Origin of the sequence: Streptomyces xanthophaeus, assembly GCF_000725805.1 — a bacterium.
GTDB lineage: Bacteria > Actinomycetota > Actinomycetes > Streptomycetales > Streptomycetaceae > Streptomyces > Streptomyces xanthophaeus.
In genome coordinates this window covers 391,511-414,206 of the sequence record NZ_KL647133.1, presented here as the reverse complement: position 1 = coordinate 414,206, position 22,696 = coordinate 391,511, and the positions used below count along the sequence as shown (strand labels likewise).

General features: G+C 70.8%; 25 protein-coding genes and 1 tRNA gene. 5 read left to right on the top strand and 21 right to left on the bottom strand.

What is annotated here, in order from left to right:
• Positions 1-31: 31 nt before the first annotated feature.
• Positions 32-1,000, top strand: a complete 969-nt coding sequence (locus IO30_RS0134480) for a formylglycine-generating enzyme family protein (protein WP_031149713.1) — start codon at positions 32-34, stop codon at positions 998-1,000.
• Here the strand turns inward: IO30_RS0134480 and IO30_RS42430 are convergent.
• From IO30_RS42430 to IO30_RS0134445, 7 genes are all read right to left on the bottom strand, one after another.
• Positions 981-1,781: a hypothetical protein gene (locus IO30_RS42430; protein ID WP_051859190.1), complete on the bottom strand. Its 801-nt coding sequence runs from the start codon at positions 1,779-1,781 to the stop codon at positions 981-983. The two genes, IO30_RS0134480 and IO30_RS42430, sit on opposite strands and share 20 nt — an antisense overlap.
• A gap of 156 nt (positions 1,782-1,937) precedes the next feature.
• A complete protein-coding gene (locus IO30_RS0134470; protein WP_031149709.1) occupies positions 1,938-4,157 on the bottom strand; it encodes an NADP-dependent isocitrate dehydrogenase in 2,220 nt (739 codons plus the stop codon).
• Positions 4,158-4,364: 207 nt separating this feature from the next.
• On the bottom strand, positions 4,365-4,718 hold the full coding sequence (locus IO30_RS0134465) for a DUF805 domain-containing protein (RefSeq protein ID WP_031149707.1): 354 nt from the start codon (positions 4,716-4,718) through the stop codon (positions 4,365-4,367).
• 180 nt (positions 4,719-4,898) lie between these two features.
• On the bottom strand, positions 4,899-5,753 hold the full coding sequence (locus tag IO30_RS0134460) for a chitosanase (protein ID WP_051902771.1): 855 nt from the start codon (positions 5,751-5,753) through the stop codon (positions 4,899-4,901).
• Between the two features lie 125 nt (positions 5,754-5,878).
• On the bottom strand, positions 5,879-6,961 hold the full coding sequence (gene corA, locus IO30_RS0134455; protein ID WP_037895883.1) for a magnesium/cobalt transporter CorA: 1,083 nt from the start codon (positions 6,959-6,961) through the stop codon (positions 5,879-5,881).
• Positions 6,962-7,060: 99 nt separating this feature from the next.
• Entirely contained in the window at positions 7,061-7,453 is a 393-nt protein-coding gene (locus IO30_RS0134450) for a TOBE domain-containing protein (RefSeq protein ID WP_031149701.1), read from the bottom strand.
• A gap of 29 nt (positions 7,454-7,482) precedes the next feature.
• Positions 7,483-8,379, bottom strand: coding sequence for a LysR family transcriptional regulator ArgP (locus tag IO30_RS0134445; RefSeq protein ID WP_031149699.1), 897 nt, complete (start codon positions 8,377-8,379; stop codon positions 7,483-7,485).
• Positions 8,380-8,448: 69 nt separating this feature from the next.
• On the opposite strand from IO30_RS0134445, the gene IO30_RS0134440 reads away from it, so the two are divergent.
• A complete protein-coding gene (locus IO30_RS0134440) occupies positions 8,449-9,072 on the top strand; it encodes a LysE/ArgO family amino acid transporter (protein ID WP_031149697.1) in 624 nt (207 codons plus the stop codon).
• On the opposite strand, the gene IO30_RS0134435 is transcribed toward IO30_RS0134440, so the two are convergent.
• The 9 genes from IO30_RS0134435 to IO30_RS0134395 all read right to left on the bottom strand — a co-directional run bounded on the left by IO30_RS0134435 (position 9,038) and on the right by IO30_RS0134395 (position 16,343).
• On the bottom strand, positions 9,038-10,246 hold the full coding sequence (locus IO30_RS0134435) for an MAB_1171c family putative transporter (protein ID WP_051859188.1): 1,209 nt from the start codon (positions 10,244-10,246) through the stop codon (positions 9,038-9,040). The two genes, IO30_RS0134440 and IO30_RS0134435, sit on opposite strands and share 35 nt — an antisense overlap.
• A gap of 125 nt (positions 10,247-10,371) precedes the next feature.
• Complete coding sequence (locus IO30_RS0134430) at positions 10,372-10,665, bottom strand: Dabb family protein (protein WP_031149693.1); 294 nt, start codon at positions 10,663-10,665, stop codon at positions 10,372-10,374.
• A 22-nt stretch (positions 10,666-10,687) separates the two neighbouring features.
• Positions 10,688-10,981, bottom strand: coding sequence for a chorismate mutase (locus tag IO30_RS0134425; RefSeq protein WP_051859187.1), 294 nt, complete (start codon positions 10,979-10,981; stop codon positions 10,688-10,690).
• Positions 10,978-12,171: an aminotransferase class I/II-fold pyridoxal phosphate-dependent enzyme gene (locus IO30_RS0134420; protein ID WP_031149689.1), complete on the bottom strand. Its 1,194-nt coding sequence runs from the start codon at positions 12,169-12,171 to the stop codon at positions 10,978-10,980. Before IO30_RS0134420 ends, IO30_RS0134425 begins: the two co-directional genes overlap by 4 nt.
• The gene (locus IO30_RS0134415; protein WP_234321662.1) at positions 12,161-13,453 is read right to left on the bottom strand and encodes an MFS transporter; all 1,293 of its coding nucleotides are present in this window, start codon (positions 13,451-13,453) and stop codon (positions 12,161-12,163) included. The genes IO30_RS0134420 and IO30_RS0134415 overlap by 11 nt, the downstream gene beginning before the upstream one ends.
• Positions 13,454-13,493: 40 nt before the next feature.
• Positions 13,494-14,243, bottom strand: a complete 750-nt coding sequence (locus IO30_RS0134410; RefSeq protein WP_031149685.1) for an SDR family NAD(P)-dependent oxidoreductase — start codon at positions 14,241-14,243, stop codon at positions 13,494-13,496.
• A gap of 23 nt (positions 14,244-14,266) precedes the next feature.
• Complete coding sequence (locus tag IO30_RS0134405) at positions 14,267-15,034, bottom strand: SDR family oxidoreductase (protein ID WP_031149677.1); 768 nt, start codon at positions 15,032-15,034, stop codon at positions 14,267-14,269.
• Positions 15,031-15,732: a cupin domain-containing protein gene (locus IO30_RS0134400; protein ID WP_031149676.1), complete on the bottom strand. Its 702-nt coding sequence runs from the start codon at positions 15,730-15,732 to the stop codon at positions 15,031-15,033. Before IO30_RS0134400 ends, IO30_RS0134405 begins: the two co-directional genes overlap by 4 nt.
• On the bottom strand, positions 15,729-16,343 hold the full coding sequence (locus IO30_RS0134395; RefSeq protein WP_051859184.1) for a type 2 periplasmic-binding domain-containing protein: 615 nt from the start codon (positions 16,341-16,343) through the stop codon (positions 15,729-15,731). The genes IO30_RS0134400 and IO30_RS0134395 overlap by 4 nt, the downstream gene beginning before the upstream one ends.
• Before the next feature lie 701 nt (positions 16,344-17,044).
• Between IO30_RS0134395 and IO30_RS0134390 the strand changes: the two genes are divergently transcribed.
• A complete protein-coding gene (locus tag IO30_RS0134390; RefSeq protein ID WP_031149672.1) occupies positions 17,045-18,499 on the top strand; it encodes an RNB domain-containing ribonuclease in 1,455 nt (484 codons plus the stop codon).
• Between the two features lie 136 nt (positions 18,500-18,635).
• Here the strand turns inward: IO30_RS0134390 and IO30_RS0134385 are convergent.
• Positions 18,636-18,712 (bottom strand) — tRNA-Pro (locus IO30_RS0134385).
• A 145-nt stretch (positions 18,713-18,857) separates the two neighbouring features.
• Here IO30_RS0134385 and IO30_RS0134380 point away from each other — a divergent pair.
• Positions 18,858-19,559, top strand: coding sequence for a transketolase (locus tag IO30_RS0134380; RefSeq protein ID WP_031149670.1), 702 nt, complete (start codon positions 18,858-18,860; stop codon positions 19,557-19,559).
• A 44-nt stretch (positions 19,560-19,603) separates the two neighbouring features.
• On the top strand, positions 19,604-20,515 hold the full coding sequence (locus IO30_RS0134375) for a transketolase family protein (protein ID WP_031149668.1): 912 nt from the start codon (positions 19,604-19,606) through the stop codon (positions 20,513-20,515).
• An 85-nt stretch (positions 20,516-20,600) separates the two neighbouring features.
• Here the strand turns inward: IO30_RS0134375 and IO30_RS0134370 are convergent, their stop codons facing one another.
• From IO30_RS0134370 to IO30_RS0134355, 4 genes are all read right to left on the bottom strand, one after another.
• Positions 20,601-20,963 carry an MmcQ/YjbR family DNA-binding protein gene (locus tag IO30_RS0134370; protein WP_031149666.1) on the bottom strand — a complete coding sequence of 121 codons (363 nt, stop codon included), beginning with the start codon at positions 20,961-20,963 and terminating at the stop codon, positions 20,601-20,603.
• Positions 20,964-21,045: 82 nt separating this feature from the next.
• On the bottom strand, positions 21,046-21,591 hold the full coding sequence (locus tag IO30_RS0134365; RefSeq protein WP_031149664.1) for a GAF domain-containing protein: 546 nt from the start codon (positions 21,589-21,591) through the stop codon (positions 21,046-21,048).
• On the bottom strand, positions 21,588-22,295 hold the full coding sequence (locus IO30_RS0134360; RefSeq protein ID WP_078904901.1) for a GTP-binding protein: 708 nt from the start codon (positions 22,293-22,295) through the stop codon (positions 21,588-21,590). The genes IO30_RS0134365 and IO30_RS0134360 overlap by 4 nt, the downstream gene beginning before the upstream one ends.
• Complete coding sequence (locus IO30_RS0134355; RefSeq protein WP_031149661.1) at positions 22,273-22,611, bottom strand: DUF742 domain-containing protein; 339 nt, start codon at positions 22,609-22,611, stop codon at positions 22,273-22,275. The genes IO30_RS0134360 and IO30_RS0134355 overlap by 23 nt, the downstream gene beginning before the upstream one ends.
• Positions 22,612-22,696 lie beyond the last annotated feature (85 nt).

Genomic DNA, 22,696 nt, shown 5'->3' with positions numbered 1-22,696 from the left:
CCGTCCCGCCGTCCCCCTTCAGGAGCCACCCATGCCGCCCAAGTCCTGCTGCTCGCCCGGCCGGGAGCCCGCCGCCCTGCTGACCGTGGCCCCGTCCGCCGCGGCGGGCGGGCCGGTGGCCGGACCGGTCGTCGGACCGGCGGCCGGACCGGTCGTCGGGCCGGCGGCGCGTCGGGCCGCCCGCGGTCTCGTCGACATCGCGGGCGGCCGCTACCTGAGGGGGACGCAGGACCCGGACGGGTTCCCGGCGGACGGCGAGGGACCCGTCCGGGAAGAGCGGGTCGGGGCCTTCCGCATCGCCGCCACCACCGTCACCAACGCGCAGTTCGCCTCCTTCGTGAAGGCCACCGGCCACGTCACGGAGGCGGAGTCCTTCGGATTCAGCTTCGTCTTCGCCGGATTCCTGCCCGCACCCCTCGCCGAGGCCTCCCCGGCGGTCGCCGGGACCCCGTGGTGGCGGGCGGTCTCCGGGGCGCAGTGGCGCCGTCCGGAGGGCCCCGGCTCCTCGTTCGCGGCGCGCCAGGACCATCCGGTCGTCCACGTCTCCTGGAACGACGCGCAGGCGTACTGCGCCTGGTCCGGCACCCGGCTGCCCACCGAGGCCGAGTGGGAGTACGCGGCCCGCGGCGGCCTCGAACAGAAGCGGTACCCGTGGGGCGACGAACTGCGCCCGGACGGACGCTTCATGTGCAACATCTGGAACGGAGACTTCCCGTCCCACAACACCCGGGCCGACGGGTACGCGGGCACCGCGCCCGCCAAGGCCTTCCGGCCCAACGGGTACGGGCTGTACCAGACGGTCGGCAACGTGTGGGAGTGGTCCGCCGACCTGTTCGCACCGGCCGGCCCGCAGCGGGCGATGCGCGGCGGCTCGCACATGTGCCACGACTCGTACTGCAACCGCTACCGGGTCGCGGCCCGTACCCGCAACACCCCGGACAGTTCGGCCGGGAACATCGGCTTCCGGGTGGCCGCCGACGTCAGTCCGGCTGCCGGCTGAGCATGCGCCAGGCCGGTGCCGGGCAGCGGCCCTGGGGACGGGATGTGAGGAAGAGCCCGTAGTCCACCCGGCGCGGGGCGCGGCCGGTCTCCACCCAGTGGGCGCGGCCGGAGACCTTGTCCCAGCCGTCGTTCGGCAGCCGGATGTGGTCGGACCGGCCGTCCTTGTCCTGGCTGGTGATCTGGGCGACCTCCGCGTGGTCGGCGTGGGCGGCCAGCACCACGCAGTAGTGCCGCATCTGCTGCCCGGGGTCCTCCCGCAGCGGCACCATGGCCAGCCATATCTCCCCGGGGGCCGGCCTGCGGGCACGGGTCGCGGTGGCCGGCCGTGCGCCGCGGGTGGCGGGCCGTGCGCCCCGGGTGGCGTCCCAGCGGCGGACCGCCCACACGAAGACGAGCGCCACCAGGCCTGCGGCCGTGCTCTCGGCCACCGCCCGCACGTTCCAGGCGGGATGGCCGCCGACCTTGCTCTGCGTCCACCACAGCGCGGCCGCGACCAGCGCCAGCAGACCCGCGGCCCGGGCCAGGACCAGCCACCACAGGAACGGGCGGCGCCGCCCGGCGAACAGGGTGAGGGCGAGGGCGGTGACGACGGGGAAGGCGTAGAGGGCCAAGTACTGGGTGAAGCCGTGCGGTTGCTGCGGCGGGCTCTGCTCGGCCAGCAGGTCGGGCAGGGCGACCGGCACCGCCAGCAGGTAGCCGACCGTCGGCAGGACCACCATGAGCAGCAGGAACCCCGCGCAGCCGATGCCGGCGCAGGACGTGTCGGAGCGGCGTGCCACCGGACCTCCCCCTCGATCGACGTCGGTGAACGCTAGCGCACCGTCCGGGGCGGGGCCAGCGGCCCTGGGACGGCCGGGCCCGGGAACGGGTCCGCCCCGGCGGGCGCAGGGCCGGCCGGGGCGGATCACGTCGTACGGGGTGCGCTACGGCTGGGGTCAGCCGAGGGTCGCGATCGCCTGGTTGAAGGTGGCGGACGGGCGCATGATCGCCGCGGCCTTGGCCGCGTCGGGCTGGTAGTAGCCGCCGATCTCGGCCGGGGAACCCTGGACCGCGATCAGTTCGGCGACGATCTTCTGCTCGGACTCCGCCAGCGTCTTGGCGAGCGGGTCGAAGGCGGCCGCCAGCTTCGGGTCGTCGGTCTGGCGGGACAGCTCCTGCGCCCAGTACAGGGCGAGGTAGAAGTGGCTGCCGCGGTTGTCGATGCCGCCGAGCTTGCGGCTGGGCGACTTGTCCTCGTTGAGGAAGGTGCCCGTCGCGCGGTCCAGCGTGTCGGCCAGCACCTGGGCGCTGGCGTTGCCGGTGGTGACGGCGAGGTGCTCGAAGGAGACGGCCAGCGCGAGGAACTCACCGAGGGAGTCCCAGCGCAGGTAGTTCTCCTTGACCAGCTGCTGGACGTGCTTCGGGGCGGAGCCGCCGGCGCCGGTCTCGAAGAGGCCGCCGCCGTTCATGAGCGGGACCACCGACAGCATCTTGGCGCTGGTGCCCAGCTCCAGGATGGGGAAGAGGTCGGTCAGGTAGTCGCGCAGCACGTTGCCGGTGACCGAGATGGTGTCCTCGCCGCGGCGGATGCGCTCCAGGGAGAAGGCGGTGGCCTCGACCGGGGAGAGGATCTTGATGGTCAGGCCGTCGGTGTCGTGCTCGGCGAGGTACGTCTTGACCTTGGCGATCAGCTGCGCGTCGTGCGCGCGGCTCTCGTCCAGCCAGAACACGGCCGGGACGCCGGTGGCGCGGGCGCGGGTGACGGCGAGCTTGACCCAGTCCTGGATCGGCGCGTCCTTGGTCTGGCAGGCGCGGAAGATGTCGCCGGCGGCGACCTCCTGCTCCAGGACCGTGGTGCCCGCGGCGTCGACGAGGCGGACGGTGCCCGCGGCGGCGATCTCGAAGGTCTTGTCGTGGCTGCCGTACTCCTCGGCCTTCTGGGCCATGAGGCCGACGTTCGGCACCGAGCCCATGGTGGAGGGGTCGAAGGCGCCGTGCGCGCGGCAGTCGTCGATGACGACCTGGTACACACCGGCGTAGCTGCTGTCCGGGAGGACGGCGAGGGTGTCGGCCTCGGCGCCGTCCGGGCCCCACATGTGGCCGGAGGTGCGGATCATGGCCGGCATGGAGGCGTCGACGATGACGTCGGACGGCACGTGCAGGTTGGTGATGCCCTTGTCGGAGTCGACCATCGCGAGGGCCGGGCCCTCGGCGATCTCGGCGTCGACCGAGGCCTTGATCGCGTCGCCGTCGGGCAGCGCGGCCAGGCCGTTCAGGATGGCGCCGAGGCCGTCGTTGGGCGACAGGCCGGCGGCGGCGAGGGTCTCGCCGTAGCGCGCGAAGGTCTTCGGGAGGAAGGCGCGGACCACGTGGCCGAAGACGATCGGGTCGGAGACCTTCATCATCGTGGCCTTGAGGTGCACGGAGAACAGGACGTCCTCGGCCTTGGCACGCTCGATCTGGTCGTTGAGGAAGGTGCGCAGCGCGTCGACGTGCAGGACGGAGGCGTCCACGACCTCACCGGCGAGGACCGGTACGGACTCGCGCAGGACGGTGGTGGTGCCGTCGGCGTCGACGTGCTCGATGCGGAGCGTGCCGGCCTCGGCGATCACGGCGGACTTCTCGGTGGAGCGGAAGTCGTTCTCGCCCATGGTGGCGACGTTCGTCTTCGACTCGGAGCTCCAGGCGCCCATGCGGTGCGGGTGCGCCTTGGCGTAGTTCTTGACCGAGGCGGGGGCGCGGCGGTCGGAGTTGCCCTCGCGCAGGACCGGGTTGACGGCGCTGCCCTTGACCTTGTCGTAGCGGGCGCGCGTCTCGCGCTCCTCGTCGGTCTTCGGGTCGTCCGGGTAGTCGGGGAGGGCGTAGCCCTGGCCCTGGAGCTCGGTGATCGCGGCCTTGAGCTGCGGGATCGAGGCCGAGATGTTCGGAAGCTTGATGATGTTGGCTTCCGGGGTCTTCGCCAGCTCACCGAGCTCGGCGAGGGCGTCGGCGATCCGCTGGCTCTCCTCGAGGTGCTCGGGGAAGCTGGCGATGATCCGACCTGCCAGGGAGATGTCACGGGTCTCGACATTCACACCGGCCGTCGACGCGTACGCCTGGATCACAGGCAGGAACGAATACGTCGCGAGGGCCGGGGCCTCGTCAGTGTGCGTGTAGATGATGGTCGAGTCAGTCACCGGATGCTCCGCTCCACAGTCTGCGTCTCTCGTCTGCAACATTGCTCGACATCAAGATATCTCGTGATCGGGCCGGTCTGGACAGCCCCCCGCCCCCGGCTTCGCGAGACGCGCGTCACCCCGGCCCGGTCCGGGAACGCCGAAAGCGCCGCGGCCGACGTGTTCCGCCGGCGGCGGCGCTGCGGTGGTGCGGGCGGTCGGGCCCGCTCAGGCGCGGACTGCCTTGGGGCTGGGACCGTACTCGTTGGCCTGCGGCTGGCCCTCGGTGGCGAAGAGGACGATCAGCCAGATGCCGCCGATGAGGGGGATCAGGCCGATGAAGTACCACCAGCCCGACTTGCCTATGTCGTGGAGCCGGCGCACGGCGAGGGCGATGGAGGGGACGACGACCGCCAGGGCGTAGATCCAGTAGAGGATCAGGTTGGCGCCGAGCAGCGTGTCGACGAGCAGCACGAGCAGGGCCACCGCGATGTTGCACAGGACGAACATCCAGAGTTCCTGCCTGCGGGCGCGGCCGGAGAACTCGGCGTACTTCTTCAGGACGTCGGTGTAGTAGTGCATGCATCCCCCCGTCGGACGGTGCGCGGGCCCCCCCTGCTGGAGCAGGCCGGGGCGCAGAATTTATGCCCCCTTTACGGCAGGATCAAGCCACCCGGGGCGCATCAAATGAGGTGCGGGCGAAGGGGGTTGGGGGCGGCCCGGGACGCGGAGGAGGGGTCCCGTCCCGGGCCGCGGCGGGGGTCACCCGATGTGGAAGGAGTCTCCGTAGACCTTCCAGTCGAGCGGGGTGTTGAGGTTCAGGTTGCCCTTGCGCAGGAAGACCCGCTGCGCGGTGTCCACGCGGCTGGTGTCACTGTGGGCCTCTTCCTGCTTCATCGCCCAGACGCGGGCGTCGAGGTAGGCATTGAGGTAGGCGGTCTCGTTGCCGCCCTGGGACGGGGGCTTCGCCTTGGCCAGGGCCCGCTTGCGGATGTTGCGGAAGCTGGTGGGGTCGGTGCCGTCGCCGTGCATGACGATGGCGTCGTAGTAGATGAACTGGCCGAGGACGCCGAGACCGTCGGCCTTGGCCTGGCGGACGGACGGGTCGAAGTAGACGCGGTCGCGCTCGTGGTCCTGGGCCTTCTTGAACTCCGCGTCCTGGGCCGCCTTCGCCCAGTCCTTGGTGAAGTTCGGGTCGAGGCCGGCGTGGGAGTCGCTGCCGTCGACCGCGCGCAGGGCGGGGAGGTACTTGGCGAGCACGTTGCCCGGCTTGACCTGGGTGTAGTACTCGACGAGGTCGAGCATGTCGCCGGTGCCGGAACAGAAGCCGATGATGCCGGCCGTGTAGCCGCGACCGTCGCCTATGTCCTCTATGTACTTGTACTGGGCCTTCCAGTCCAGCGAGGAGTTCTCCGCGCTGGAGACGATCTTCATGGCGATCTCCTTCTTCGCCGGATCGTCGAGCCCGACGGCCGCCTCTGTGACGACCTGCGCCTGGGTCCGCGCGGGGGCGGAAGGCGCGTCGGGGGCGGTGGCGTGAGCGGTGACCGGTATGGCGAGAAGGGCGCTGCCGAGCAGGGCGCTGATCGCCAGCTTCTTGCGGTGAGGTGTGAACACAAGGCCTCCGTGGGGGAGTTGAGGCGTTCCTGTTTCGTTAGGAAACTTTACTGCCAGATGCAGCCGGTCCTCAAGACCCCGGACTCCCCCGGGTTGTCGCGCGGGTGTCCGCGGGTGTCCCCCTGTCAGAGCCAGCCGTTGCGGCGGAAGCCCCGGTGGATCGCGAAGCAGGCCACCGCCATGACGCCGAGCACGGCCGGGTACCCGTAGGTCCAGTGCAGCTCCGGCATGTGGTCGAAGTTCATGCCGTACACCCCGCAGACCATCGTCGGCACGGCCACGATCGCCGCCCACGCCGTGATCTTCCGCATGTCCTCGTTCTGGGCCACGGTCACCTGGGCGAGATGGGCCTGCAGGACCGAGTCGAGGAGGTTGTCGTAGGCGCCGATCTGCTCCGTGGCGCGCGTCAGGTGGTCGGCGACGTCCCGGAAGTACGCACGGCAGTCCGGCGGGATGACCGGTATCGGCTGCGTGGCCAGCTGCTGGAGCGGGCGGTCCAGCGGGGCCACCGCCCGGCGCAGTTCGAGGAGTTCCCGCTTGAGCTGGTAGATCCGGCCCGCGTCGCCCCGCCCGCCGTGCTCGCTGAACACCGCGCTCTCCACCGCGTCCATGTCGTTCTGCACGGCGTCCGTGACGGCCGCGTAGTCGTCGACCACGTGGTCGGCCATCGCGTGCAGGACCGCCGCCGGACCCACGGCCAGCAGCTCCGGCGCGTCCTCCAGCGCCTCGCGGACGGGGCCGAGGGTGCCGCGGCCGCCGTGGCGGATGGTGATGACGAAGTCCTCGCCGGTGAAGGCCATCAGCTCGCCGGTCTCCACCACCTCGCTGGTCGCCGTCAGCTCCTCGTGCTCGACGTAGCGCACGGTCTTGAAGACGGAGAACAGTATGTCGTCGTAGCGCTCCACCTTGGGCCGCTGGTGCGCGTTCACGGCGTCCTCGACGGCCAGGGGGTGCAGGCCGAACAGCCGGGCCAGTCCGGCGAGCTCCTCCTGGGAGGGCTCGTGCAGACCGATCCAGACGAATCCGTCGCCGGTCTTGCGGACCCGCTGGAGCGCGTCCTCGACCTCCGAGAAGCCCTCCTGGCGCACCCCGTTCTGGTACACCACGCAGTTGACCACCGCGCTGCCCAGCGGCGAGCGCGCCGGGTGGCTGAGATCGACGGCGCGACGGTAGCCGCGGCGCACGGCCCGGCGCAGGCTGCTGAACATGGACAACGGTGTACTCCCCTTCGGCGGATCACCGGCAAGTGTGCCACCGCCCCGGAGCCGCCCCCTCCGGGCACCGCCCGGGCACGTCACCGGCAGGCGTCAGCCCCGGTCGATGAACACGCTCGTCGACTTCACCCGCGCGATGGCCCGCGCCCCCACTTCGAGGCCGAGCTCCTCCACCGCCTCGCGGGTCAGCAGCGACACGACCCGGTGCGGTCCGGCCTGGATCTCCACCTGCGCGTCGACCGTACCGAGCTTCACCCCGGTGACGATGCCGGGGAAGGCATTGCGCGCCGAGGTGTGCGGGGCCTCGTCACCGTCCGCGCCCTCCTGCGCGACCTCCACGCAGAACGCGGCCAGGTCGGGCCCGTCCACCATGCGCCGCGTGCCCTCCCGGCGGGTGGGGAAGCGCTCGGCATCCGCCCAGCGCCGCGCCGTGTCGACGCTCACGCCCAGCAGCCGCGCCGCCTGGCCGATCGTGTAGGACTCCATGGCCGCAGCTTAGGCGGTGTGCGGCGGGCTCAGCGCAGCGCCTCGGCCGCGGCGGCCGCGATGACGTCCGCCACCGCGGACAGCACCGGCGAGTCCAGCTTCCACTGCTGCCAGTACAGCGGCACGTCCATGGGCCGCCGGGGCGCCAGCAGCACCAGCTCCCCGGACCGCACCAGCGGCGCGGCCTGCGGTTCCGGCACCAGGCCCCACCCCAGCCCGGCGACGACCGCGTCGCGGAAGCCCTCGGAGGTCGGCATGTGGTGCCGCACCGGTCCCGCGCCTCCCCGGGGCCGGCGCGCCAGGGTCCGGACGAACGCGTCCTGGAGGTCGTCCTTGCGGTCGAACACGATCGTCGGCACCTCCTGCAGGTCCTGCGCCAGCGCACCCGTCAGGTACCGGGCCGCGAAGGCAGGACTGGCCACGGGCAGGTACCGGGCCAGCCCCAGCCGCCGTACGGTGCACCCCGCGACCGGGTCCGGGGAGGAGGTCACCGCGGCCATCACCTGGCCCTCCCGCAGCAGCGCCGTCGTGTGGGACTCGTCCTCGCGGTGCAGCTCGAAGCAGACGGGCGGGTCCTGCGGCACCCGGGACAGGGCCGGCAGGAACCAGGTGGCGAGGGAGTCCGCGTTCACCGCGATCGGCAGCCGGACCGGGCCCATCCCGTCGGCCATCCCCAGCTCGGCGCGGGCGTCCCGCTCCAGCCGGGCCAGCTGCCGCGCGAACCGGACCACGACCTGCCCGGACTCCGTGGCCCGCACCGGCTTCGTCCGCATCAGCAGGACCCGTCCGGTCCGCTGCTCCAGGGCCTTGACCCGCTGGCTGACGGCCGACGGCGTCACGTGCAGGGCGGCGGCCGCGGCATCGAAGGTGCCCTCGTCGACCACGGCCAGCAGCGTCCGTACCTGGTCCAGGGGAAGCTCGTCCATCACGAGTGCTAATGGTACGTAAAAATCTTTAGCTGTACTGAACCGTTCCGGCTGCCTAGCGTCGGTGTCATGACACACGGCATCATCACGGCGGCCCTCGCCGGTTTCGGCACCGGCCTCTCCCTCATCGTCGCCATCGGCGCACAGAACGCCTTCGTGCTACGCCAGGGCGCCCGCCGCCATGCGGTCCTCGCCGTGGTCGCCATCTGCGCCCTCTCCGACGCCCTGCTCATCGCGCTCGGCGTCGCCGGGGTCGGCGCGTTCGTCACCGCCTGGCCGGCCGCGCTCACCGTCGTCGGCCTGGCCGGCGGCGGATTCCTGATCTGTTACGGGGTCCTCGCGGCCCGCCGCGTCCTGCGGCCCGTTCCCGGCGCCGCCCTCACGGCCGAGGGCGGCGCCGCCGGTTCGGGCCGCCGCGCGGTCCTGACCTGCCTGGCCATGACCTGGCTCAACCCGCACGTCTACCTGGACACCGTGCTTCTGCTGGGCTCCCTCGCGGCCGACCGAGGTGACCTGCGCTGGGCCTTCGGCATCGGGGCCGTCGTGGCCAGCCTGACCTGGTTCACCACCCTGGGCTACGGAGCCCGGCTGCTCAGCGGCCTCCTCGCCCGGCCCTCCGCCTGGCGGGTCCTGGACGGCCTGGTGGCCGCCACCATGGTCACGATGGGCGGGATGCTCCTGGCCCGGGCCTGACCTGCCCCGGGAAGTCCCGGTCACCGGCGGCGAGCCTGCTGTAGGCGGCCGCGACCTTGGTGAGCCAGGCGACTTCCGCGCTGAAGTTGTCCGAGTCGCGGTCGTCGAAGCCGCCCTCGTCCTTGTTGTCGTGGGGGATCGTGCCGGTCCGCTTGGCGTCCAGCGCCCGCTTGATCTGCGCCGCCTCCGTGAAGGCCTGCCGGAACTCCGCGCCCGCCTCCCCCACGGGCCCGTCGGCGGTGCCGGTGGTGGTGCGTTCGATGTACGGGCGCAGGTCCCGCCACCCGTCGCGGATCTCGACGACCCGCCGGTGGAGCCGGTAGTCGAGGTCGCGGAACGAAGTCCCCGGCAGCTCCAGGGCGATGCCCGGGGAGGACTCGTACAGGTCCCGCCAGAGCGGGTAGAGGACCCGGTAGGACCGCAGGGTCCGGGTCCACTCCAGCAGGCGGATCGCCGCGGGGCCCCAGGAGGACATGGTCAGGCTGAGGGACAGCGTGACGATGCCCACCGCGTTGAGGAGGGAGGCGAGGGCCTCCTTCCACGGACCGATGTCGATTCCGGCGGCGATGGTGAGGACGTTGACCGTCCTGACGATCTGGTAGACGAGCAGGACCAGCGAGGCCACGGACAGCAGGTGCAGCCCGTGCCGCAGCGAGGCGTTGTCCGTCATGCGGGCGTAGGGACCGCACTGGAGGAACATGTTCACGCAGGGCACGGCCTGGGAGGCGATGAACACCAGCAGGTAGGTCAGGAGCAGCGGATCGCCGCTGCCGTCGAAGTCGAGCGGGGCCCGGGACGGGCCGTCGGCGAGGAAGAAGAGGCCGGTCAGGACCACGGTCAGGGTGCTGCCCGCGGCCATCCAGTACCGGGTCCTGCGCGCCGCTTCCTCACCGGTGGCGGCCCAGCGCAGCAGGATGACCTGCGCGCTGATGCAGAAGGCGACGGCCGCCAGGTGCATGACGAGGATGGCGAGGTTGCCGACCCCCAGGAGGGTCGCGTCGTCCATGGCCACGGCGCCCATGGTGAAGGTGAGGCACTGGAACAGGAGCGTCGTGATCAGCGTGCGGTAGGTGCTGTCCTTCCAGCTGCGCCGGCCCTGGCACAGGCGGTACACGAGTGCGGCGTACGACGCGACTGCCGCGACGACGAAGCAGAGCATTCTGATGGTGTTCACGGTTGGGCTCTCCTGCAGGTGATGCGCGAACCGTACCGGCTGCCTCCCCCAGCACAAAGATCGAGGGGCCGCTCCGGGAGTTTCCGGAGCGGCCCCTCGATCCACGGGTCTACGGGTCTACGGGTCTACGCCTCGACGTCGACCATGACCCAGTCGCTGATCTCCCGCCACTGGACGATCGCGTCCTGGTGGAAGGGGTGGACGAGGTAGCGGCCGACCGCGTCCATGTCGTCCAGGAGTCCCTCGACGAGGAAGTCGTAGGCGATGGCGCGGTCCGAGATGTTGCGGCCGTGGCGCCATTCGTGGAGCTCGGGCACCTCGTCGCCGATCCGGGAAGTGGTGCGTTCCGCCGCCTGGGCGCGCGGGTCGCTCCAGTCGATGCCCGGCTTGAATTTGAAGAGTACGACGTGGCGTATCACAGCGGTCCTCCAGTGGAGCGGTTCAAGGACGGGCTTCGGTGAGCTGCTCGTCGGCGGGTACGACGCCGCGGCAGAGCCTGAGGACGCTCATGGCGATCGGTGTCCCCCGGGGGCCGAGCACCTCCTGGTAGCGGCCGAGCACCTCGGCCTCGCGGGCCAGGACCGTCCGCGTCCCGCCCGAGCCGATGCGGTTGCGCTGGATGCGGTCCGATATGCGGGCGCGCTGGGTGAGCAGTTCGATGATCCGCGCGTCGAGACCGTCGATCGTCCGGCGGTCCCCTTCGATACGGTCCCTGACATCAGTGTCGCCGTTCATGGCCTGGTTCCTTTCCTGGGCGGGTGTTTGCTGAAGTCGGCGATGCGGGCGACCGCTTCGCGGAGCCGGTCCTCCGGCGCCAGCAGGCTGACGCGTACGTAGCCCTCGCCGTGCTCGCCGAACCAGCGGCCGGGGGCCACCGCCACCTTGGCCCGGTGGAGGAGTTCGTCGGCGAACGCGACGGAATCCGCAGCGCCCTCGGGCAGGGGCAGCCAGGCGAAGATCGAGCGGGGTACGTCGAGCTGCCAGCCGGCTTCCCGCAGTCCGGCGACGAACACGTCCCGTCGGCGCTCGTAGATCGCCGAGAGCTCGTGGACGCAGTCCTGGGGGCCGGTCAGCGCCGTGACGGCGGCCCGCTGGATGAACGGCGGGAGCGAGACGTAGTAGTGCTCCTGGATGAGGTCGACGGCGGCGATGACCTCGCGGTTGCCGACGACGGCGCCGATCCGCCAGCCCGCCATGTTGAACATCTTCGACAGCGAGATGAACTCGACGCCCACCTCCTTCGCCCCGGCCGCCGCCAGGAAGGAGGCCGGGGGCTCGCCGTCCAGGCTCAGGCCCCCGTAGGCGAAGTCGGAGGCCACGATGACCTCGTGCTCGGCCGCGAACCGTACGGTGCGCTCGTAGAACTCCGGCGGGGCGGTCACCGAGGTCGGATTGTTGGGGTAGTTCAGGAACATCAGCTTGGCCTCGTCGGCCACGGCCGGGTCGAGCGCCCCGTAGTCGGGGAGGAAACCGTTGCCCTCCAGGAGCGGGAGGGGGTGCATGCGCGCCCTGGCGAGCACCACCCCCGCCCAGTAGTCCGGGAAGGCGGGGTCCGGCATCAGGCACACGTCACCCGGGTTGAGGAAGCACTGGCTGATCTCCACCAGGCCGGCCTTCGCGCCGAAGAGGATCGCGACCTCGGTCCCCGGGTCCAGCTCGACCCCGTGGTTGACGGCGTACCACTGGGCGATGGCGGCCTTGAGTTCGAGCAGGCCGGAGAAGGCCGGGTAGCGGTGGGTGGCCGGGTCGAGCACCTCCCGGCGCAGGGCCTCGACGATGTGGGGCGGCGTGGGGAGGTCGGGGTTGCCCTGGCACAGGTTGACCACGTCCTCGCCCGAACCGACGAGGTGCGCGATGCTGCTCCCCATCGTGGCGAAGGAGCTTCTGGGCAGGTCGAGGAGCCGTCGTGCGGGTTCAGTTCTCACGTGCCACCGCCTCGGCGCCGGACAGCGGGGCCGGCGCCCCGTCGGGGGCCGCCGTCCGCCCGCCGCCGCGCAGCCGGGCCCATCCGCTCAGGGCGAAGGCGATCAGCGTGACGCCGGCGCAGACCCAGCCCACGGCGGAGAACCCGTACGCGGTGAACAGGGGACCGAGCAGCGCCGCACCGAGGGCGACGGCGAGGTTGGTGGCCAGGCTGTAGAAGGCGAGGATGGTGCCCCGGTGCGTCTGCGAGGTCTCGCTGAGGAGCGTGCTGAGCAGGGTGACGACCAGGCTCTGCATGGCGCCCCAGAGGAACAGGCAGAGCACCAGCAGCCCCGTCCAGCGGCTCACCTGCGGGATCACCGCCAGGGCGGGGACGAGACCGGCCAGCAGCCCGACGAGGACCCGCTCCTTGCCGAGCCGGTCGGCCCACCGGCCGGTGACGAAGCTCGTCGCGAACCCCAGGCCGTACAGGAGGATCATGACGCCGGTCATGGAGCTGCCGTCGCCGAACCGGTCCTGCAGGGCGGTACCGAGGTAGGTGTACATCCCGTAGAAGCCGAGCATGTTCAGGAAGGTCGCCAGTACGTACAGGGCCACCTTGGGCGCCAGGAAGGCCCGGGCCGCGGACCGTAGCCACCCGTCCGGGGAGGGCGTGGCGGAGTCCTCCGTCGAGCGGGGGGTGTCCTCGGCGTCCGGCCGGGCGCCGCTCTTCGTGAACAGCATCACGCCGGTCACGAAGACGCCCAGGACCGACAGCAGTCCGAAGGTCCAGCGCCAGCCGGCCGCCTCTCCGACGAAGGATCCCAGCGGCACGCCCACCACCAGCGAGATCGACCAGCTGGAGACCAGGATGCCCATGGCCCGGCCCCGGTGCTGGTACGGAATCTGGTCGCCGACGAACGCGTAGGCCGTCGGGACGAAGGCACCCGTGGCCAGACCGGCCAGGGCACGTCCGGTGAAGAACACCCCGGTCCCGGTGGCGAACGCGCACAGCAGGGTGCCCAGGACGAACGCGCCCATGCCGATCGTCAGGGCGAGACGCCGCGAGAAGCGGTCGCCGAGCGGGGCGAAGAGCAGGGCGCCCACCGCCGTCGCGATGCCGTAGGTGCTGACCGACAGCGCCATCACGGCCACCGACGTGTCGAACGACCCGGCCATGCTCGCGAGCAGCGGCGAGACCACCAACTCCTCGGAGCCGACGGCGAAGATGCCCGCCATCAGGGCGAGGACCGTCAGCACGGGGAACCCGGCAGCGCGTTGCTCGCCGCTCAATCGGTCCGACACTCCAACCAACCTTTCCTTTGTTGCTACGGGAGTTGTCGGCCTAGATGGCCGTGTAGCCGCCGTCGACGGTCAGGGCGGCGCCCGTGATGAACGACGCCTTCTCCGAGGCGAGGAAGAGGATCGCGTTCGCCACGTCCTCGGGGGTGCCCAGGCGCCCGATCGGGTTCAGCTTCGCCTTCTCCTCCTTGACGGACGCGTCGTGGCCGATGGACGTGTCGGTCATGGGGGTGTCGATGATGCTGGGGCAGACGCAGTTGGCCCGGATGTTGTACCGCGCGTAGTCGACGGCCAGCGACTTCGTCAGCATCATCACGCCGCCCTTGGTGGCGTTGTACGCGGCGATGCCGGGCCAGGCCACCAGCCCGCTGACGGAGCAGACGTTCACGATGACCCCGCTTTCGGCGTCGACCATCGCGCGCAGCGCGTGCTTCGAGCACAGGAACATGCTCTTCAGGTTGGTGTCGACCAGCCGGTCCCACTCCTGCTCGGTCATCTCGTGCAGGGGCGTGGATATCTCGATGCCGGCGTTGTTGACGAGGACGTCGACCGCGCCGTAGGTCTCCGCGGCGGTGGTGATGAGGTGCCGGCAGTCGGCCTCGCTGGTGAGGTCCGTCCTGACGAAGATCGCGTCGTGGCCGTCGCGCGTGAGGTCGGCCACGACGGCGGTGCCGGACTTCTCGTCGATGTCCGCCACGACGACCTTCGCGGCCTGTCGGGCGAATTCGATCGCGGTCTGCTTCCCGATGCCGGACGCGGCACCGGTGACCACGACCACAGTGTCCTTGAACACGGACTGGTCTCCTCCTGTACGTCCTACACGCATGTCAGTTGTCCGCCGTCGACCGATATCTGCTGACCGGTCAGGTACGAGGCTTCGTCGGAGGCCAGGAATCCGATGAGGGCGGCGACCTCTTCGGCGCTCCCCGGCCGGGCCATCGGGATGGCCCTCTGCAGCCGGTCCTCCGCCTCGTCCGGCGTGATGCCGCCGGCCCGGCTGATGTGCTCCACGGCGCGGTCGTAGCGCTGGGTCCGGATGGTCCCCGGGTGGACGCAGTTCACCGTCACGTTGTCCTTGGCGTACCGGCTCGCCAGGTATTTGCTGGCATTCGACACGGCCGCATTGACCAGGCCCGAAAGGAACATGCCGTCGGCCGGTTCCTTCCCTATGTTCCCGACGATGTTGACGATCCGCCCGAATTCATTGCGGGCCATCACCGGGGCCACGGCCTTGATCAGGTCCAGATACGGTACGAGTTTCCGATCCATCGCGGAGGTCACGTCGCCGGGATCCGTGACGTCGAACGAGCCGGGCGCCGGACCGGGCGCATTGTTGATCAGCACGTCGATCCTGCCGAATTTCCGCTCGGCGCCCGCGATCAGCTCGGCACGGAACGCTCGCGACGTGATGTCCCCCGGAACGACGGACACGTGCTGCCCGCCGCCGGATTCCTGGGCGACTTCTTCCAGCGCGCTCCGAGTGCGCGCGCTGAGGACCGTCGCATATCCCTTGGCGCACAGATGCAATGCGGTGGCCCGCCCGATTCCTTGACTGGCCCCGAGGACCACGGCCACCCGCGTCACGGGTTCTCCTGCTCCGTCTCCGGCTTGGGCACCCGGTGGTACCTCGGCGGGATGAATATGTTGAGGGAACGCGCCAGAGCGGTGTGGGGATTCTCGGCGCTGTGCCCTTCCTGGCTCGCACAGAAGTAGGTGCCGCCGAAGCGGAGCTCATGGCTGGTTTCCTCGACGGTCATGTCGTAGCGCCCGTCCAGGCATATCCCGATCTGCTCGTGGGAGTGCTTGTGGTACGGCATCTGACCACCGCCGGGTATGTCGGCGAGCATCAGCTCGATCCAGTCGGCGAGGAAGAACGTCACGTCCATCTTGACGAACTTGCGTGACTCCAGCGGCCCGAGGAAATAGCCGTCCGGCGCGGGGTAGGTCTCACCCGACTTGCTGCGGGTGATCTCCAGCAGGACGGTCTGGTCCGCGGACGGGTTCACGGCGTGGAGCCCGACGAGCGGCGGGACGACGTAGACGTCCTGCTCCGGCCGCATCAGCTTCGTCGCGCCCTCGACCGTCACGGAGAGTTCCCCGCTCACGACCATTCCCACCTGCGCTTCAGCGCGGGACCCGTTGATCGCGGTCACGCCGGGGGGAATGAAGGTGACGCGGACTTCCGTGTCGTCGCGCCGGTAGGACTCGTGTCGGACACCGTTGTCATGGATCACGACGTCGGGTGCCGGGAAGTAGCGTCGTTCGTGCGTCTGAGTGGTCATCGCTGTGCCCTTCGCGAGAACACGGTCCACGTCATCGGGATCCGCGAGAACTTGTAGACGAATTTCAGGTTGTGCTGCCGCACCGCCTGTTCGTTCGTGATGGCGATGTCGTAGAGCCCGTCGGCCACGTCGCGGGCGGCCTGGCTCGTCGAATTCGAGGTGTCCACCTGCACCTCGTGGTCGAAGTGGTACCGCAACAGCGGAACGGGCGCCGGGTGGGACACGATGGTTTCCTTGAAGAGCATCTCTTCGCGGAATTCGAAGTCGGCCCGCGTGGCCAGTCCGTACTCGGGGGTGTGCCCCCGGAACACGATCGCCGGCTCCAGCCGGGGATTCATGTAGAAGGCGTTGATCTTCTGGTAGGCGTGGGCCACCAGTGCGAGATCGACCTGACCTTCTGAGAGCGCTTCCATGCAGCCTTCATAGGTGTCGTTCAGGACGATCTCAAAGGGGCCCCGGTCGCGAAGAATACTGGACATCGACTGCGCGATGTACTCACTGCTGGTCCCTCTCGGCCCCAACGTCCCCAGCCGTAAGGACTTCTCCGGGTCGGCGGGTACGAGCGCGTCAAGCGCTCGCCATTCCATATCGGGCAACTGCAGTATCTCCACGCTTCACTCCTCTCCGAGGCTGTCTTCATGGATGCTCTGATCCCGGCGTCGGTTCCATGGGATGCGCCGCAACCGGCGAATTCTGCACAGCCTCGCAACGGCCGCACAGGGCAGGCCCCACGGGAAAGACCGGCAGGCGCACGCTCTTTCACCCGGCCCCGGTATCGATCTTGGGGAAATGAACATACAGGGAGCGGTGAACGGCATTCAACACGCGTAGGAGCTTGTCTGAAAATGCATCATTTCAGGTCTAGACCTTCACTCTCCAAGCCTCGGCGGGCGAAGTTTCGGATCGATTTCCAACCGATGAAGATGCAGCCCCACAACCGCCCGGCCCCCGCAGCCCGTGGCCCCGTCGACCTCGGGGGCGAGTCGATCTGGTGTCCAGCATGTGAGACGGCCCGCGACGCGAACCAATACGCCGGCCCCGCCCCGGCACCAACACCCCCGCAGAACCGGAATGGTTCGGCGCGTTTCAGTCGTTCAGCACCACCGAAGACACCCGTCCGAGCCGTCCTTCCCGCTCAGGTGACGGGACCGGCGCTCAGGTGGGGGCTCGGGGCCGGTATCCGCAGGCCGACGGAGGGCGCCTGACGGCGGTCATGCACACTGCGGCCCGGCACCCCCTGCCGTGGATGCCGGGCCCCCCGACCGGACATGCTCACCGTGCCCGCCCGTGGCCCCGGTCCTACGCTCGGGGTATGCGACGCCGCCAGATGCACATGTCCGACGAGGCGCAGGCCGCCCTGCTCTCCGCGCTGCAGGAACTCCGGACGGAGCTGAAGGTCCCCACGGTGTTCCCCAAGCGCGTGCTCGCGGCGGCTGACGAGGCCGCGACCAAACCGCAGCCGCCCGCCGAGGACCGCACCGACCTGCCGCTGTTCACGATCGACCCTCCGACGTCCCAGGACCTCGACCAGGCCATGCACCTGGAGCGGCGGGCCGGCGGCGGTTACCGCGTGTACTACGCCATCGCCGACGTGGCCGCCTTCGTCGAGGCCGGCAGGCCGCTGGATGCCGAGGCGCACGACCGGATCGAGACGCTGTACTTCCCCGACCTCAAGGTCCCCCTCTACCCGCCGGTCATCTCCGAGGGACCGGCGAGCCTGCTGCCCGACCGGGTCGTGCCGGCCCTGCTGTGGCAGCACGACCTCGACGCCTACGGCAAGCTCACCGCCTCGACCGTCGGCCGGGCAAAGGTCCGCAGCCGGGCGAAGCGCCACTACAGGGAGGTCCAGCAGGCCATCGACGCGGGAACGGCCGAGGAGCCCGTCGCGCTGCTGCGCGAGATCGGCAGGCTGCGGGAGGCCATCGAGGCCGACCGCGGCGGGATCTCGGTGAACCTGCCGGACCAGGAGGTCAGCCTCGACAAGGACGGAACGTTCCGGCTCGGCTACGTGGCCACGCTGCCCGTGGAGGGCTGGAACGAGCAGATCTCCCTCATGACCGGGATGGCGGCGGCCCAGATCATGCTGGACAGCGGTACCGGGATCCTGCGGACGCAGAAGGAGACCTCCGATCCGAACGTGGTCCAGCGCGTGCACGACATCGCCACGTCACTGGGCATCGATTGGCAGGCCGGCCTCTCGTACGCCCAGCTGGTGCGCACGCTCGATCCGAACGACCACAAGCACATGGCCTTCCTCAGCGAAGGCACGGCGATGCTGCTCAGGGCCGAGTACACCGTCTTCCGCGACCACCAGATCCCGGTCGACAAGATCCACGCGGCCATCGCGGCCCCTTACGCGCACTGCACGGCTCCGCTCCGCCGCCTGGTCGACCGGTACGCCGGCGAACTGTGCGTGGCCGCGTGCGCCGGCGGGGCCCCGCCGGACTGGGTGCTGGAGGCCCTGTACTGCCTGCCCTGCGACATGGAGCGGGGGAAGGGGAAGGTGGCCGAGCGTGATGCGGTGGACCTGGCGGAGGCCGCGACGCTGAAGAACCGCGTGGGCGAGGTCTTCGACGTCACGATCATCAACACCGAGAGGGAATCCGGCAGCCCGAAGGAGGGCACGGCGCACCTGGCGGAGCCCGCTGTCATGGGCAAGATCACGTCCGGCACGCCCCTCCAGCTGGGCGCGAGCGTCCGCGCCGAGCTCAAGCGCGCCGACCCGTTCTTCGCGGGCAAGCAGAAGGTCCTCTTCAGAGCGGTGTAGCGCCCCCAACGCCTCGCACGCGCGGCGATCCTGACGATCCGTTCGCCGAACCCGTGTCCTGCGACCATCACGGCCCCGGACACACGAAAGGCCGTCCTCCCATGATGAGAGAACGGCCTCCGACCTGCTAAAAGCATGGTCGGGACGACAGGATTTGAACCTGCGACCCCTTGACCCCCAGTCAAGTGCGCTACCAAGCTGCGCCACGTCCCGATGCCCGTTGACCTGGGGTTTCCCCTGGTTGAACGTGCAGGAGAACAATACCGCACTTCCCGGGGTGGTCGCGCGCACCTTTTCGGCTCCGGCCCGCCCGGGCCGTTCTTGACCTCGAGCGAAGTTGAGGTTGCACGGTAGGGGCATGACGCAGATCGCCGCGGACACGGAGTTCCGCCACCAGGACCTGGCCCGACTCATGGCGCTCATGACCGGCGCCGAGAAGCACGGGCCCGCCGCCACCTCCACCCTCGACGTGCTGTGGGTGCTCTACGACCGGGTGCTCCGGGTGGGACCCGGAACCGCCGGGGACCTGGAGCGGGACCGGTTCCTGCTGTCCAAGGGGCACGGACCGATGGCGTACTACGCCGTACTCGCCGCGAAGGGGTTCTTCCCCGTCTCGTGGCTGAGCGGGTTCGGCTCGTACGACTCCCCCCTCGGCCACCACCCGGACCGCACCCTGGTCCCCGGCGTGGAGATCGGCAGCGGCTCGCTCGGGCACGGGCTGCCCCTCGCCGTCGGTACCGCGCTCGGGCTGCGGGCGCAGGGCCTGGCGGAACCGGCGGTGTGGGTGCTGATCGGGGACGCCGAGCTGGACGAGGGCAGCAATCACGAGGCGCTGGCCTACGCCGGGTCGGCCGGCCTGGAGCAGCTGCACACCGTCGTGATCGACAACGACTCCGCGACCCACGGCTGGCCGGGCGGGATCGCGGCCCGCTTCGAGGCCGCCGGCTGGTCGGCGGTGACCGTGGACGGGCGCGACCACGCCGCACTGCACGCCGCCTTCACCGCGGCGCATCCGGGCCGGCCGCACGCCGTGGTCGCCCGCGTCGAGAAGAAGTACTGAGAACCACCACAGGACCACAGGGACCACAGGATCAGGGGACGTCGATGGACACCATGCGGGAACGCTTCATCTCGGTCACGTCGGGGCTGCTCGACGAGGACCCCAGGCTGGCACTCGTACTCGCGGAGATCACCATGGACGGGTTCCGGCCGGCCCAGCAGCGCCACCCGGAGCGCGTGATCAACGTCGGGATCCGGGAGCAGCTCCTCATCGGCGTCGGCGGCGGCCTGGCGCTGACCGGCCTGAGGCCGGTCGTCCACACTTTCGCCAGCTTCCTCGTGGAGCGGCCCTTCGAGCAGGTCAAGCTGGACTTCGGGCACCAGGGCACGGGCGGGGTGCTGGTCAGCGCGGGCGGCAGCTACGACTGGCCGGCCGGCGGGTTCACCCACATGGCGCCCGGGGACGTGGCGCTGCTGGACACCCTCGAAGGCTGGACGGTCCACGTGCCGGGACACCCGGACGAGGCCGAGGAGCTGCTGCGGCACGCCTACGCCGCGGGGGACGACAAGGTGTACGTGCGGCTCTCCCAGCAGTCGAACACCGCGCCGCGCCCGGTGCGGGGGCCGGGCTTCCAGACCGTACGGGAGGGCCGCAGGGGTGTGGTGATCGCCGTCGGCCCGATGCTGGACAACGTCCTCGCGGCGGCCGAAGGACTGGACGTGAGCGTGCTGTACGCCCCGACCGTGCGCCCCTTCGACGACGCGGCGCTGCGCGAGGCGGTCGGTCGGACCACGGCCGAGGTGGTCCTCGTCGAGCCCTACCTCGCCGGCACCTCCTCGACCGCGGCCGGCGCGGCCCTGGCCGAGGTGCCCCACCGGGTCCTGGGCCTGGGCGTCGGCCGCGCCGAGCTGCGCCGCTACGGCTCCATGGACGAGCACCTCGCCGGCCACGGCCTGGACCCGCGCTCCCTGCGCGAGCGGATCGGCTCCTTCCTGCGGCCCGTCGCGGCGCGGTGACGGCAGCGGCGGCGGGCCGGACACCGCGGTCGGGCCCGGCGGACCGGGCGGACCGGGCGGACCGGCACTGCGTTGCGCTCCCCGCTCAGTCCGGGTCCGCGCGCAGCTCCGGATGGGCGGCGGCCAGCCGTTTCGGGGCCGCCAGCAGCCAGGAGTCGGTCAGGATCGCGCGCAGTTCGTCCGCGTCCCGCAGGGCGGCCAGCCGGACCCGGAGCCAGGCGTAGTTGTCGTCGTGGCCCTCGCGGAGGAAGAACTTCTCGGGCTCCGCAGCGATCAGCCCGGCCCGGTCCTCCTTGGGGCACTTCACCCCGATCGTGGTGTCGTCGTCGGCCAGCGAGACGAAGATCTTCCCGCTCACCCGGAAGGTCGGCATGCCCCAGGCGAGCTTCTCGCTGCTGTCCGGGAGGGACAGGGCGATCGTGCGGACGTCCTGCGCGGTCGTGGCCATACCCGCAGCTCCTTCGCGGCCTCCGGCGGTTCCTTCTCCGACGACGGTAGACCCCGTCACCGACAACCGCCCCGCGCCGCCCTCACGTCCGCCGGTCCTCCCGCTCGTGCAGCAGCGTCACCAGGTCCGCCGCGAGTGCCTTGACGGTGGCCAGCCCCGCCGTCCCCCAGCGCCGCGGCACCACGTCCACCGCGCACACCGTGCCGAGGACCACCCCCTGCCGGTCGGTCAGCGGGGCGCCCACGTAGGAGCGCACCCCGCTCTCGTCGACGACGGCGTTGCCCGCGAAGCGCGCGAAGTCCCGTACGTCCTCCAGCACCAGCGCCCGGCGCCGCACCACCACGTGCGGGCAGTAGCCGTGGTCGCGGGCCAGGACCCGCGCGGGGTACCCGCTCGCCGGGGCCTGCGGGGTGTGGTGCAGGCCGGCGAAGAACTGCCGTTCCTCACCGATGAAGTTGACCCCCGCGTAGGGCGCGGCCAGTTCCTCGCAGACGCGCCGGGCGAAGGCGTCCAGTTCGGCGTCCGTGCGCTCCCCCAGGCCCAGTTCGCGCAGGCGCACCACGCGTGCGGGCGCTTCCCGGTCCACCGGCGTGAGCAGCAGGTGCCCGGTCGATTCGTAGTACGTCATGGTGGTTCCCCCGACTCCGAAAGCGATGAGGACGTAGAAGGTGTGGAAGTAGAAGGTGTGGAAGTGGACGAGCCGGCCGTGGACATGCACAGGAGGTGACGGACCAGGGCGGCCAGCGCCCCCGTTCCGGAGCTCGCCAGGCGTGCGTCGCACCGTACGACCGGCACGTCCGGGCCGAGCCCCACCGCTTCGCGCACCTCGCCGGGCGTGTAGCGGTGACCGCCGTCGAACTCGTTGACGGCGACGATGAAGGCGATGCCGCGCCGTTCGAAGAAGTCCACGGCGGGGAAACAGTCGGCGAGGCGGCGGGTGTCGGCGAGGACCACCGCGCCCAGTGCGCCCGCGCACAGCTCCTCCCACAAGAACCAGAAGCGCTGCTGTCCGGGCGTGCCGAAGAGGTAGAGCACGTGCCGCCCGTCCAGCGTGATCCGGCCGAAGTCCAGCGCCACGGTCGTCGTGGACTTCTCCCGGACCCCCTCCAGCGGGTCCGCGGCCTCGCTGAGCCCGCTCAGCAGTTCCTCCGTGCTCAGCGGCTCGATCTCGCTCACCGCGCTCACGAAAGTGGTCTTGCCCGCGCCGAATCCCCCCGCGATCAGGATCTTCAGCGTCACGGGGGCCGGCCCCGGCGGCGCCGCCGGGGCCCCCGGAGCCGGAGCGGAGAGGGCCGCGGGGGCCGGTGCGTCACAGTCGTTTGCGTAGGCCATCGAGCACCGCCCGGAGCAGGTCCTGGTCGTCGGCGGCGAAATGCGCGCCGCCCGGGTAGCGGGGCGCCTGCGCCATGACGGCCCCGTGTTCCATGAGGTCGGAGAGCAGCACCTTCACCACCACCGCCGGGAGCCTCAGCTGCCCGGCCACCTCGGCGACCGTGACCGCCGCGGAACCCGCGCACAGCCGCAGCACGAGGGTGTGCTCCGCACCGAGCGGCCCGCGCGGCCGTACGCCGGTCGCGGTCACCAGCGAGAGCAGGTCGAGGGCGACGCCCGGCCGGGTCCGCCCGCCGCTGGCCGTGTACGGGCGCATGACCCGGCCCGCCGAGTCGTCGCGCCACGGTGTGTCCCGCCCCCTTCCCGTGCCCGGTTCCTTCCCCGCCCCGTACGGGGCTCCC